We start from the raw sequence: 13,452 nt of genomic DNA on the forward strand, positions 1-13,452 counted from the left end.
CCATGACCATCTACACTCGCCCAGTGCAAATGTTGCTCTGTGGCCTGCTTCTGTTGACGCTGGCAATCGCGGTTTTAAATACGCTTGTCCCGCTCTGGCTCGCCCATGAAAATATGCCAACCTGGCAGGTTGGGATGGTCGGCTCCTCTTATTTCACCGGTAACCTGGTGGGAACCTTATTTGCCGGTTGGGTCATTAAACGTCTGGGGTTTAATCGTAGCTATTACCTGGCGTCATTGATTTTTGCCGTCGGCTGCGTTGGCCTGGGTATTACACTCGGTTTCTGGACATGGCTGAGCTGGCGTTTTATCGCCGGCGTGGGCTGCGCGATGATCTGGGTGGTGGTGGAAAGCGCGCTGGTGTGCAGCGGTACTTCCCGCAGCCGCGGTAGGCTGCTGGCGGCGTACATGATGGTCTATTACGTCGGTACCGTGTTGGGTCAACTGATGGTAAGTAAATTACCGACCGATTTAATGAGCGTGTTGCCGTGGGTTACCGGCCTGGCGCTGGCGGCGATCCTGCCGCTGCTGTTTACGCGTATCATGAGCCAGGCCGACGAGCCGCATGAAACGGTACGTATCTGGCCGATGCTGAAGCTGCGTCAGGCTCGCCACGGTGTGAATGGCTGCATTATATCCGGTATTGTACTCGGTTCACTATACGGCCTGATGCCGCTGTGGCTGAACCACCAGGGCGTCAGCGATTCCGGTATTGGTTTCTGGATGGCGGTGATGGTCAGCGCCGGGATCCTTGGGCAGTGGCCGGTAGGGCGTTTGGCTGACCGCTATGGCCGCCTTCTGGTGTTGCGCGTTCAGGTCTTTGTGGTGATTCTGGGCTGTCTGGCGATGCTCAGCCAGGCGGCAATGGCGCCGGCGCTTTTTGTGCTCGGCGCATCCGGTTTTACTTTGTATCCGGTGGCGATGGCCTGGGCCTGTGAGAAGGTTGAACACCATCAACTGGTGGCGATGAACCAGGCGCTGCTGATGAGTTATACCATTGGCAGCCTGCTGGGACCGACCCTGACGGCAATGCTGATGCAGAACTTTTCTGATAACCTGCTGTTTATCATGATCGCCAGCGTATCGTTTATCTACCTGCTGACGCTGCTGCGCAAAGCCGGACATCACCCGACGCCGGTGGCACACGCCTGATACCCTCAGGGCATCGATGGGAGGGCCCCATCGATGCGTGCAATCGTGAATATAACAATATGGCTACTGTATTGGGTGTAACTTAGCTGGAACGCGATATTGCTTACCATCGTATTGTAGCGTCCATGTTTTTTGCGTCGGAATATCTTTCGACCTGCACTCGTTATTTTCGTCCAGCCAGGCCGTTGAGGCGACATTCTTTTCGCTGACTTTTATGTCGCTAAAGCCATGATGTTTTGTGGCGCCCATTGCCAGCGTGCGTATGATATTCGTAAATTCCTCGGCGCAGTTGCCATCCAATTCCCCGACGCTATATTTTAGCACTATGCCGTCCAGCACTACGCGAAGCTGGCCGCGATCGAGTGTATAAAGCCATAGCGCCTCTTCACTAATGGGATTAACGCGAGAACTTCCGGTTTTCTGTATGCGCAATCCAAACGCAGTTTGCTCTGGCGCTATCTTCCAGTGCGCGGTATCAATAGCAAGATCGCTAATATAGATCGCGTCATCGTTCATACGTTCGGGAAGATGTAAACGTTGCTTAACTTCAAGAGTTGCAGTATCAAGTACCAGCAGCTCGAGATCGGCATTATGGTTATGGTCGCGCTGTTCTGGCTCCATTAGCGGAACGGCGGCCAGCGTGAGCTCGGGATGAGCAGGCCAGATGCGACAAATAGCGCTAAAAGGCGAGCCATTTTGTGTTTTGATAAATTGCTCTGCCGGTGTGATGACCCCCTGCTCAGTCGGTTGAGCATCAGGCCATACCTGTTTAATGATGGCTTTGATATCACAGCTGCTGGCGGCAAAAATGCACTGCGATGCCAGTAAGAATATTGTTGAAACTAACAGGCGTATAGTCATCTTCCGGATGTCCATTTTCAATGCTTCCATGACGAACTAAGAAAAACGTCAGCTTATTTGGGCGACGTTAATCAAGTAGAGGGGCGAGCTTTTTCGGAATAGGGTAGTGTTTGCCATCAAAGTGCAATAACCATGTCTCTTTGCCGGTTTTTTCCATATCTTCGCAATCGTTCTCTTTGGAAATGGTTCTGGTGGTATGTTCGTTTCTTCCACTTACCCGGATATCGGCATAGCCGCCATTGCCGGATGAGGGAACCATGACCAGAGTACGTTCAATATGATCGAATTCCCCTGCGCACATGCCATCCCATTCGCCATGTGTTCTGTTAACGACAAGGCCATCAAGTACTTTATGAATCTGATTGTTATCATATGAATACAGCCACAACACCTCTTCTCTAAAAGGGGCTACTCTGGAGGGATTCCTCAGAGTAATGCGTAAACCAAAAGCGGTTTGCGTAGGCGTGATTTTCCAGCGGGCGGTATCAAGGGCAATACTATCAATACTAATCGTATCATCATTCATACGGTCGACGAGATGTAACCGCTGTTTCACCTCGAGAGTGGCGGAGTTGAGGACCAGAAGTTCAAGATCGCCAGTATGTTCGTAGTCAGTTTGTTCGTGAGACATCAGCGGAATGGCCGCCAGCGTGATCTCAGGATGAGCCGGCCAGACGCGGCAAATTGCGCTCTGCGGTGAATAACTATCGCTTTCACCGCGAATAATTATTGATTTACCTTGCGGCACGCCTTCTGGCCAGGCCTTTTTGACGATGGTATTGAGATCACACTCGCTAGCAGCAAAGACGCACTGGGCTGATAGCAGGGAAAGAGCGAAGATAAGTAAGCGCATAGATTCCTTTCTAATGCATTGTTAACTGTAATAATAATAACGGCTGCTTAATGGCAACCGTTATTATGGTATAGAGCCGTTAGTACATCACCTTATGACCATACTGCTCAAGGATACCCTTCACCCGCTCCATGGTCTCTTTCTTCGGCGGGTGTACGCCGTCAAGCTTGTACTCTTCGCCCATCGCTACCCATTTGTGTTTACCCAGCTCATGGTAGGGCAGGAGTTCGATTTTCTCGACGTTGCCCATATCGCGGGTAAATTCACCCAGGCGATGCGCGGAATCGTCATCATCGGACCAGCCGGGAACGACAACGTAGCGGATCCATACGTTAATCCCTTTCTTTGACAGATACTGCGCGAATTCCAGCGTACGATGGTTAGAAACGCCGACCAGGTTCTGGTGGATTTCATCGTTCATCTGTTTGAGATCAAGCATCACCAGATCGGTGACCTCCAATAGCTCGTCAATCACCGGATCGTAGCGGCGCACGAATCCGTTGGTATCGAGGCAAGTATGAATGCCTTCTTTTTTACAGGCGCGGAACCAGTCGCGGACAAATTCCGCCTGCAGGATCGCTTCGCCGCCGGATGCGGTGACGCCGCCGCCGGAGGCATTCATAAAGTGGCGATAGGTCACCACTTCTTTCATCAATTCTTCAACGGTGATTTCTTTACCGCCATGGGTATCCCAGGTGTCGCGGTTATGGCAGTAAAGGCAGCGCATCAGGCAGCCCTGGAAGAAGGTAATAAAGCGGATGCCTGGGCCATCGACGGTGCCACAGGATTCAAAGGAGTGAATACGACCAATAGTTGACATTGCGGTGATATCTCCGGGTTCGGCCCTCCAGGGCCTGTGATGCACAGCTCAAACCGGCTGTGTTAAGTCTGTTTTGACAGGTACCCAAAGTATAGATAACTGGCAAAGCAGGCTGGGGCAGGGAATCACTTGTTAAAAAGGCCCCACTGATGTGGGGCCTTTATTGTACGCTTTTTCAGTCAGACAGGGAATTACATGGTCTGAGTGAAGGTACGAGTAATAACGTCCTGCTGCTGTTCTTTAGTCAGGGAGTTAAAACGTACCGCGTAGCCAGATACGCGGATGGTCAGCTGCGGATATTTTTCCGGGTTTTCCATCGCGTCGAGCAGCATTTCGCGGTTCATGACGTTCACGTTCAGATGTTGACCACCTTCGATGGACGCTTCGTGGTGGAAGTAACCATCCATCAGACCGGCCAGGTTAGTCTTACGAACTTCGTCATCTTTACCCAGCGCGTTCGGTACGATAGAGAAGGTGTAAGAGATACCATCTTTAGCGTAAGCAAACGGCAGTTTAGCAACGGAAGTCAGAGAGGCAACAGCACCTTTCTGGTCACGGCCGTGCATCGGGTTAGCACCTGGTCCGAACGGCGCGCCAGCGCGACGACCGTCTGGGGTGTTACCGGTTTTCTTACCATACACGACGTTAGAGGTGATGGTCAGAACAGACTGAGTCGGGATAGCGTTGCGGTAGGTATGCAGTTTCTGAATTTTCTTCATGAAACGTTCAACCAGGTCAACGGCCATGTCATCGACGCGAGCATCGTTGTTACCAAACTGCGGGTATTCGCCTTCGATTTCGAAGTCAACAGCCAGACCGTCTTCGTCACGAATCGGTTTAACTTTCGCATATTTGATAGCAGACAGGGAGTCAGCAGCAACGGACAGACCTGCGATACCACACGCCATGGTGCGGATAACGTCACGGTCGTGCAGCGCCATCAGAGAGGCTTCGTAGCTGTACTTGTCGTGCATGTAATGAATGATGTTCAGCGCGGTGACATACTGTTTAGCCAGCCAGTCCATGAAGTGGTCCATGCGCTCCATGACTTCGTCATAGTTCAGCACGTCGCCTTTGATCGGCTCAGATTTCGGACCAACCTGCATTTTCAGTTTTTCATCAACGCCGCCGTTGATGGCATACAGCATGGTTTTCGCGAGGTTAGCGCGAGCGCCGAAGAACTGCATTTGCTTACCAACAACCATCGGGCTTACGCAGCATGCGATAGCGTAGTCGTCGTTGTTGAAGTCCGGACGCATCAGGTCATCGTTCTCGTACTGCAGAGAAGAGGTATCGATGGATACTTTAGCGGCGAATTTCTTGAAGCTCAGCGGCAGTTTTTCAGACCACAGGATGGTGATGTTCGGCTCCGGAGACGGCCCCATGGTGTACAGGGTGTTCAGGAAGCGGAAGCTGTTTTTGGTTACCAGCGTACGGCCGTCAACGCCCATACCACCGATAGATTCAGTTGCCCAAATCGGGTCGCCGGAGAACAGCTCATCATATTCCGGGGTACGCAGGAAGCGAACCATACGCAGTTTCATGACCAGGTGGTCAACCATTTCCTGCGCGTCTTGCTCGGTGATTTTACCCGCCTGCAGGTCACGTTCGATGTAGATATCCAGGAAGCTGGAAGTACGACCGAAGGACATTGCCGCGCCGTTCTGAGATTTAACGGCGGCCAGGTAACCGAAGTAGGTCCACTGGATAGCTTCCTGAGCGGTAGTCGCCGGACCAGAGATATCGCAGCCGTATTTCGCTGCCATTTCTTTGATCTGACCCAGAGCGCGATGCTGTTCAGCAATTTCTTCACGCAGACGGATGGTTGCTTCCAGATCTTCGCCGCTTTCCAGTTTCTCTTGCAGAGACTGGAACTGAGCGTATTTGTCTTTCATCAGGAAGTCGATACCGTACAGCGCAACGCGACGGTAGTCACCGATGATACGGCCACGGCCGTAAGCATCCGGCAGACCGGTCAGCACGCCGGATTTACGGCAGTTCAGGATGTCTTTGGTGTAAACATCAAATACGCCCTGGTTGTGAGTCTTACGGTACTCGGTGAAGATTTTTTTCAGCATCGGGTCCAGTTCGCGATTGTACGCTTTGCAGGAACCTTCAACCATTTTGATACCGCCGAACGGGATAATCGCACGTTTCAGCGGAGCTTCAGTTTGCAGACCAACGATTTTCTCGAGCGCTTTCTCGATGTAGCCCGCGTCGTGAGAAGTGATGGTGGATGCGAGGGAAGTGTCGAAATCAACAGGCGCGTGAGTGCGGTTTTCCTGTTTAACGCCTTCCATTACGCTGTCCCACAGCTTGGTGGTCGCATCAGTTGCGCCAGCCAGGAAGGATTCGTCACCTTCATATGGGGTGTAGTTTTTCTGGATAAAGTCACGTACGTTGACTTCGTTCTGCCAGTCACCTTTCGCAAAACCTTCCCAGGCTGTGGCTAACTTTTCATTAAGCTCGGACATGTAACACCTACCTTCTTAAGTGGATTTTTTATTTACTGCCTGAGACAACCATTAGTGATGATCGTCGCCACGCAGGTAAATGACCCAGTACGTCAACCCAACCAACAAACCACCGCCGATGATGTTTCCGATAGTGACTGGAATCAGGTTATCAGTGATAAAGTTCATAACGGTTAAGTGAGAAAAACTCTCCGGAGTTGAACCGATAGCGGTCCAGAATTCCGGGCTCGCAAAGTTGCGAATTACGATACCCATCGGGATCATAAACATATTCGCGATGCTGTGTTCAAAGCCGCTGGCGACAAACATCGCAACCGGCAACACCATGATCATCGCTTTGTCCATCAGGCTGCGGCCGGAGTAGCTCATCCAGACGGCCAGACATACCATCAGGTTAGCCAGGATACCCAGGCAGACGGCTTCAATAAACGTGTGGTGCATTTTGTGGTCTGCAGTTTGCAGAACATTTAAGCCCCAGCCGCCGTTGGCAGTCATATATTCGCCGGATAACCACATTAACAGTACAAACAGCAGCGCGCCGATCAGGTTTCCAACATAGACGTTAAGCCAGTTTTTTGCCAGCTGACCCCAGGTAATACGTCCGCTGGCTTTCGCCACGACGATCAGTACGGTCGAGGTGAAAAGGTCAGCACCGCAGATGACGCAAAGAATCAGACCTAGTGAGAAGCATACCCCGCCGATAAGTTTGGCAATCCCGAAAGGCATTGCGGCAGTACCGGTGGTCGCCGTGATATAAAACACAAAAGCGATGGAGATGAAGACACCTGCGGTAATCGCCAGATAAAACGTCTTCAGCGGATGTTTCGTCGCTTTATAGACACCTGCTTCTTCGGCGACTTTCGCCATCGCGGCAGGGAGTAAAAGATCAAAAGGGTTGTCAGCTTTCACACTAACTCTCTCTTTATATAAGTTGGCGGTGTGATACTAACAAAGCATTATAGAAGGGAATTTGATGTAGATCATATCCTACCGGAGTCATAGGCCCATTTTGCGTGTGGAATTAGCTTGTTATTGCCTTATGTTTTTGATTTTAAAAGAAAAACTAAATTTTAATATTTGCAAATAATGTTGAAAATTTCCATGGGTGACCATTGATTACGGTTAATTAAAATGGAGTATTTTTATTAAAATTAACAATCTAAATATCACCAAAGTTTGATTTTTACGTATATTTAACTTTGCTCCTACAAAATGGCGTGGTTTTGCCACAAATCATAAGAAAACGGAGCCGCTGGCGGCTCCGTACATTATTTTTTACCCCTAAAGGATTATTTGGCCCAGAAGGCCGCTTTGGCACGCTGTAGCTTTTCGTAGGCTTTCAGTAAAGACTGATGCGCCGGGAAAGCGCGCAGATCGTTATCGACCGCCTGAAGGCCATAGAACGGCGCTTCGCCGCTCAGAGCGGCGCTCGCGGCTTCCACCGCATCTGCGCCATACATACGGATGAAGGCATTCAGATACTGCAGCGGCTGGCGTTCTTCTTCCTGACTAAGCAGCAGCAGCGTTTGCAGGCAGCGATAATAGTTGGCGCGCTCAGGGCTGAAGATGGAGGCATTGAATTCCATGGTCCACTCCGTCCAAATCAGCGCCTGATCCAGATCGCCGCCGGCCAACGCCAGCATTGCTTTCAGTTCGCCGATGCGCAGGGTATACCAGCCGTTGTCTTTGCCGGTTGCCAGGCCTAACAGCTCGCGGACGCGTGTGAAATCATCAAGGCCTTCATCGTCCATCTGTTCAATGAGCGCCAGATAATCTTCTTTTTCCCACTCGCTACCCGGTAGGGAGAGAATGGTGTTACGCAGGTGCGCGCCCATGCTGTTATTGGCGAGCCACAGGTCTTCCGCTGGATAAATATCTGACATCCCCGGAACGATGATCCGGCAGGCGTAGACGCTTAGATGTTCGTAGTCGGCGATATAGACTTCTTTATCTTCAGCTTTGAAGATAGCCATCAGGGTGGCGAACTCTTCTTCAGTTGTGCCGGAGAAATTCCAGTCCACGAACGGATAGTCGGCATCCTGTTTAAACATATCCCAGGAGATCAGGCCGCTGGAATCAATGAAGTGAGTTTCCAGGTTGGCATGCTCGGCAACTTCTTCGTCATCAAAGGTCGGCGGGGTAAAGACGTCGAGGTCTTTCAGGCTGCGGCCCTGTAGTAGTTCGGTAACGGTACGCTCCAGCGCCACGCCGAAATCCGGATGGGCGCCGAAAGAGGCGAAGCAGGTACCGTTAGCCGGGTTAAACAGAACCACGCAGATAACCGGGTATTTACCACCAAGGGAGCCATCGTAGGCGAAGATCGGAAAACCTTCGGCTTCGAGTTTGGCGATAGATTCAACGACGCCCGGATAGCGCGCCATTACTTCAGCTGGGATCTCCGGCAGGCTGATGCTTTCTGCGATGATGCGGTTTTTAATATGACGCTCAAAGACTTCAGACAAGCCCTGCACGCGCGCTTCATTTGCGGTATTACCGGCTGACATGCCGTTGGAGACGTACAAGTTGCCGACGATGTTCATCGGAATATAGACGGTTTCGCCGTCTGATTGACGGGTAAACGGCAGGCCGCAAACGCCGCGCTCGTCGTTACCGGATTGCAGATCCACGAGCATGCTGGCGGTCAACTGATCGTCCGGATCGTAAAAGGCGCGCAGGCGGGCATCCAGCAGGCCTTCTGGTACTTCATCGTCCTCGGTCAGTGGAAACCACTTTTCGTTCGGATAATGAACGAATGGACCATTGGCGATGGTATCGCCTAACCAGAAATCCGCGAAGAAGTAGTTGGTAGACAGACGTTCGAAATATTCGCCCAGCGCGGAAGCCAGCGCCGCCTTTTTAGTTGCGCCTTTACCATTGGTAAAGCACAGCGCGCACTCTTTATCGCGAATGTGAACGGACCACACGTGTGGTACCGGGTTCAGCCACGAGGCCTCTTCGATATCAAATCCGAGGTCGAGCAGTTTCTGCTGGAAGCGAGCGATGGAATCTTCCAGGGCGGCATCTTTGCCGGGGATAAATGTCTGGGTCATAGCAATTCGTTTATTGTTGGCAGGATGGGCAATGATACGGGTTTTACCGGTAAGTGGCTATGTCGTTAGCCGCGGCAATGGATAAAAAGAGAAGAGCGGTAAATGGCATGCGGAGAAACTCCACATGCCATAGCAAGTTACAGGATAGGCGTACAAATGCTAACGATCATCGCGGCGCCGGCAAGACTGGTACCGACGATGCCTGCCGCCATCACTGCGAAGCCTGCGCCCAGCGTAAAGGGCCCGGTAATCGCGCCGATGACAATTGTCGGGATGCTGACCAGCAAACCAATTGCCGCCGGAATGGATAACAGGCCAAAGCCGCCGCTCACATCAGACATTTCGTTATAGGTTAATTCACGCATAAATATTCCTTTAAAAGTGATTAATACCAGTCTTCATCGGCTGGTTTAAAAATTTTAATGATCGGGGAATGCGGCGGTAAATGACCATGCTCTCGCGGAAACATAATTCATGAAGAATTAAGATAATATTCAAGTATTAAATGAGTTGACGGATTGCGCTATGGCGAGATCGTTACCTGTGAATGTAGTGGATAACTATTTATGCCGTGGATCCAAATCCGGAATGGGTGACGGAACGCAGGCTAAAAGCGATTCTCTTGCAGCAATTATGTCGGTTTAATGACGTCAAGCTGGTTGATTCTTTTGTGTGACGATGGCCTCGTTTATGGGCCGCTTAGTTTTACTCGTTGCGGTGTGTGTCACTGAATGATAAAACCGATAGCCACAGGAATAACTTATGCCCGCGACGGTTCGCGTGCAGACAATATAGCAACGTGGTGAGGGGAAATGGCTCAGGTCTATAACTTTAGTTCGGGCCCGGCAATGCTGCCGGCAGAAGTTCTCAAACTGGCGCAACAGGAGCTGTGCGACTGGCACGGTCTGGGGACGTCGGTAATGGAAATCAGCCACCGTGGTAAGGAGTTTATCCAGGTGGCTGAAACGGCAGAACAGGATTTCCGCGATCTGCTCAATATCCCTTCCAACTATAAAGTGTTGTTCTGTCATGGTGGCGGTCGCGGTCAGTTTGCCGGGATCCCGTTAAATCTGCTGGGTGATAAAACGACAGCAGATTATGTGGACGCCGGTTACTGGGCGGCAAGTGCGGTGAAAGAAGCGCAAAAATACTGCACGCCTAACGTTATCGATGCGAAAACCACCGTTGATGGCCTGCGGGCCGTTAAGCCGATGAGCGAATGGCAGTTGACGCCGGGCGCAGCCTATCTGCACTTCTGCCCAAATGAAACCATCGATGGTATCGCTATCCACGAAACGCCGAATTTTAACGAAGATGTCGTCGTCACCGCGGATTACTCCTCCAGTATTCTGTCCCATGAAATCGACGTCAGCCGCTATGGCGTGATTTACGCTGGCGCGCAGAAGAATATCGGCCCGGCAGGGTTGACGCTGGTTATCGTGCGTGAAGACCTGCTGGGTAAAGCCAGCATCGCCTGCCCATCGATTCTTGATTACACCGTGCTGAACGCCAATGATTCAATGTTCAACACGCCGCCGACCTTCGCCTGGTATCTGGCGGGGCTGGTATTCAAATGGCTGAAAGAGCAGGGCGGCGTGGCCGCGATGGATAAAATCAACCGTCAAAAAGCGGATCTGCTGTATGGCGTGATTGATAACAGCGATTTTTATCGTAACGATGTAGCCGCTGCCAACCGCTCGCGGATGAACGTGCCGTTCCAGCTGGCGGATAGCGCGCTGGATAAACTGTTCCTCGAAGAGTCTTTTGCGGCCGGTTTGCATGCGCTGAAGGGCCATCGCGTGGTAGGCGGTATGCGTGCTTCTATTTACAATGCGATGCCGCTGGCCGGCGTCAAGGCGCTCACCGACTTCATGCAGGACTTCGAACGTCGCCGCGGCTAATTGCTGAGCGCTTATTTTCATCCCCGCGGCTGGTCTGCGGGGTTTTTATTCTGTTTTTTGAGAGTTGAGTTCCATGGAATCCCTGACGTTACAACCCATTGCGCGCGTTGATGGCACCGTAAACCTGCCCGGGTCAAAAAGTGTTTCTAACCGCGCTTTGCTGCTGGCGGCATTAGCCCACGGCACCACCGTGCTGACCAATTTGCTGGACAGCGATGATGTTCGCCATATGCTTAATGCGCTTAACGCCCTGGGAGTTCACTACACCCTGTCCGCCGACCGCACTCGTTGTGAAGTCACCGGCAACGGCGGCCCGTTACAGGCCAGCGGCGCGCTGGAATTGTTCCTCGGGAATGCCGGTACGGCGATGCGCCCGCTGGCGGCGGCGTTGTGTCTCGGCCACAACGATATTGTGCTGACCGGCGAACCGCGGATGAAAGAGCGGCCGATAGGCCACCTGGTCGATGCGTTACGCCAGGGGGGCGCGCAGATTGAGTATCTGGAGCAGGAAAACTATCCGCCCCTGCGCCTGCGCGGTGGTTTCAACGGCGGCCAGGTAGAAGTCGATGGCAGCGTCTCCAGCCAGTTCCTTACCGCTTTACTGATGACTGCGCCGCTGGCGCCGCAGGACACGACGATTGCGATTAAAGGCGAGCTGGTATCTAAACCTTATATCGATATCACGCTGCACCTGATGAAAACCTTCGGCGTTGACGTTGAAAACCACAACTATCAGCGCTTTGTCGTGCGCGGCGGGCAACAGTATCAGTCGCCGGGCGATTACCTGGTGGAGGGCGATGCCTCTTCAGCCTCTTATTTCCTCGCTGCCGGCGCTATCAAGGGCGGGACGGTAAAAGTGACCGGTATTGGTCGCAATAGCGTACAAGGCGACATTCGCTTTGCCGACGTGCTGGAAAAAATGGGCGCGACGGTTGTCTGGGGCGACGATTTTATCGCCTGTACCCGCGGTGAGTTGAATGCCGTTGATATGGATATGAACCATATTCCGGATGCGGCCATGACCATTGCTACCGCGGCGTTGTTTGCGAAAGGCACCACGGTGCTGCGCAATATTTATAACTGGCGGGTGAAAGAGACCGACCGCCTGTTCGCGATGGCAACTGAACTGCGTAAAGTCGGCGCCGAAGTGGAAGAGGGCGAAGACTATATTCGCATTACGCCGCCTGCGACGCTGAAATTCGCTGAAATCGGCACCTACAACGATCACCGCATGGCGATGTGTTTCTCGCTGGTGGCATTGTCGGCGACGCCGGTCACTATCCTTGACCCAAAATGCACGGCGAAAACGTTCCCGGACTATTTCGAGCAGCTGGCGCGAATTAGTACCCTGGCGTAAATTCTGTCTCGTCCGATAAGGTAAAGCTTTGTCATCTTGCGGGCTGGTATTCTGCCAGCCCGCTATAATTGCGCAATTCTTCTACATTTAATTTCAACTATTCCGTAATTTGCACGCAAGGCTCACTTTCTGGCGCATTGATGCGTATAATGCGCGGCGTTTATATTCATGCGCCTTGCTAAAGGAGAAAAAGATGACGGCAAATGTTCCGGTAATCACCATTGATGGACCTGGCGGTGCGGGTAAGGGCACGTTGTGCAAGGCAATGGCGGAAGCGCTTGGCTGGCATCTGCTTGATTCCGGCGCCATCTATCGCGTTTTGGCGCTGGCGGCCTTACATCATCACGTTGACGTCGAGTCAGAAGAGGCGTTGGTTCCGCTGGCAGCCCATCTCGATGTACGTTTTATTTCTACTGACGGCAATCTGGAAGTGGTGCTGGAAGGTGAGGATGTCAGTGCGGAGATCCGTACCCAGGAAGTGGCCAATACCGCCTCAAAAGTCGCTGCCTTCCCGCGGGTACGCGAAGCGCTGCTGCGCCGTCAACGCGCCTTTCGCGAACTGCCTGGCCTGATTGCCGACGGCCGCGATATGGGCACCGTCGTTTTCCCCGATGCGCCGGTTAAAATTTTCCTCGATGCGTCGGCGGAAGAACGTGCGCAGCGCCGCCTGCTACAGTTGCAGGAAAAGGGTTTTAGTGTTAACTTTGAACGTCTTTTGTCCGAGATAAAAGAGCGTGACGATCGCGACCGTAATCGCGCCGTGGCGCCGCTTATCCCGGCCGCTGATGCTTTAGTTCTTGATTCCACCGAACTAAGCATTGAGCAAGTAATTGAAAAAGCGCTACAATATGCGCGCGAAAAACTGGCTGTCGCTTAGCCGTTAACCGGTAAAGCGTTGCGAGCCTCCGAATTATAGCAGTACCCCCGCAGCAACGGAGTGTTAGCGGGTATGTTAAACAACCCCATCCGGCACGGAGCCAGGTGG

Annotated in this window: 11 protein-coding genes; 4 read left to right on the forward strand and 7 right to left on the reverse strand. The window is 52.2% G+C overall.

The window, feature by feature from the left end; genetic code table 11:
• Positions 1 to 2 precede the first annotated feature (2 nt).
• Positions 3 to 1,151: an MFS transporter gene (locus PGR29_RS10025; RefSeq protein WP_045389472.1), complete on the forward strand. Its 1,149-nt coding sequence runs from the start codon at positions 3 to 5 to the stop codon at positions 1,149 to 1,151.
• Between the two features lie 63 nt (positions 1,152 to 1,214).
• Here the strand turns inward: PGR29_RS10025 and PGR29_RS10030 are convergent, their stop codons facing one another.
• The 7 genes from PGR29_RS10030 to PGR29_RS10060 all read right to left on the reverse strand — a co-directional run bounded on the left by PGR29_RS10030 (position 1,215) and on the right by PGR29_RS10060 (position 9,574).
• Positions 1,215 to 2,012, reverse strand: a complete 798-nt coding sequence (locus tag PGR29_RS10030) for a hypothetical protein (RefSeq protein ID WP_316424470.1) — start codon at positions 2,010 to 2,012, stop codon at positions 1,215 to 1,217.
• 67 nt (positions 2,013 to 2,079) lie between these two features.
• On the reverse strand, positions 2,080 to 2,865 hold the full coding sequence (locus PGR29_RS10035) for a hypothetical protein (protein WP_316424471.1): 786 nt from the start codon (positions 2,863 to 2,865) through the stop codon (positions 2,080 to 2,082).
• Between the two features lie 79 nt (positions 2,866 to 2,944).
• The gene (pflA, locus tag PGR29_RS10040) at positions 2,945 to 3,685 is read right to left on the reverse strand and encodes a pyruvate formate lyase 1-activating protein (RefSeq protein WP_015367479.1); all 741 of its coding nucleotides are present in this window, start codon (positions 3,683 to 3,685) and stop codon (positions 2,945 to 2,947) included.
• A 191-nt stretch (positions 3,686 to 3,876) separates the two neighbouring features.
• Positions 3,877 to 6,159, reverse strand: coding sequence for a formate C-acetyltransferase (gene pflB, locus PGR29_RS10045; protein ID WP_316424472.1), 2,283 nt, complete (start codon positions 6,157 to 6,159; stop codon positions 3,877 to 3,879).
• A 51-nt stretch (positions 6,160 to 6,210) separates the two neighbouring features.
• Positions 6,211 to 7,068 carry a formate transporter FocA gene (focA, locus tag PGR29_RS10050; RefSeq protein WP_015367477.1) on the reverse strand — a complete coding sequence of 286 codons (858 nt, stop codon included), beginning with the start codon at positions 7,066 to 7,068 and terminating at the stop codon, positions 6,211 to 6,213.
• Positions 7,069 to 7,448: 380 nt separating this feature from the next.
• A complete protein-coding gene (ycaO, locus tag PGR29_RS10055; protein ID WP_316424473.1) occupies positions 7,449 to 9,209 on the reverse strand; it encodes a 30S ribosomal protein S12 methylthiotransferase accessory factor YcaO in 1,761 nt (586 codons plus the stop codon).
• 137 nt (positions 9,210 to 9,346) lie between these two features.
• Positions 9,347 to 9,574, reverse strand: a complete 228-nt coding sequence (locus PGR29_RS10060) for a hypothetical protein (RefSeq protein ID WP_015367475.1) — start codon at positions 9,572 to 9,574, stop codon at positions 9,347 to 9,349.
• A gap of 447 nt (positions 9,575 to 10,021) precedes the next feature.
• Between PGR29_RS10060 and serC the strand changes: the two genes are divergently transcribed.
• From serC to cmk, 3 genes are all read left to right on the forward strand, one after another.
• Entirely contained in the window at positions 10,022 to 11,110 is a 1,089-nt protein-coding gene (gene serC / locus PGR29_RS10065) for a 3-phosphoserine/phosphohydroxythreonine transaminase (RefSeq protein ID WP_087858151.1), read from the forward strand.
• Between the two features lie 73 nt (positions 11,111 to 11,183).
• Positions 11,184 to 12,467: a 3-phosphoshikimate 1-carboxyvinyltransferase gene (aroA, locus tag PGR29_RS10070; protein WP_213317001.1), complete on the forward strand. Its 1,284-nt coding sequence runs from the start codon at positions 11,184 to 11,186 to the stop codon at positions 12,465 to 12,467.
• A gap of 193 nt (positions 12,468 to 12,660) precedes the next feature.
• Positions 12,661 to 13,344: a (d)CMP kinase gene (gene cmk, locus PGR29_RS10075; protein WP_045375636.1), complete on the forward strand. Its 684-nt coding sequence runs from the start codon at positions 12,661 to 12,663 to the stop codon at positions 13,342 to 13,344.
• Positions 13,345 to 13,452 lie beyond the last annotated feature (108 nt).

It is taken from the genome of Klebsiella sp. 141203 (assembly GCF_032601985.1).
GTDB lineage: Bacteria > Pseudomonadota > Gammaproteobacteria > Enterobacterales > Enterobacteriaceae > Klebsiella > Klebsiella aerogenes.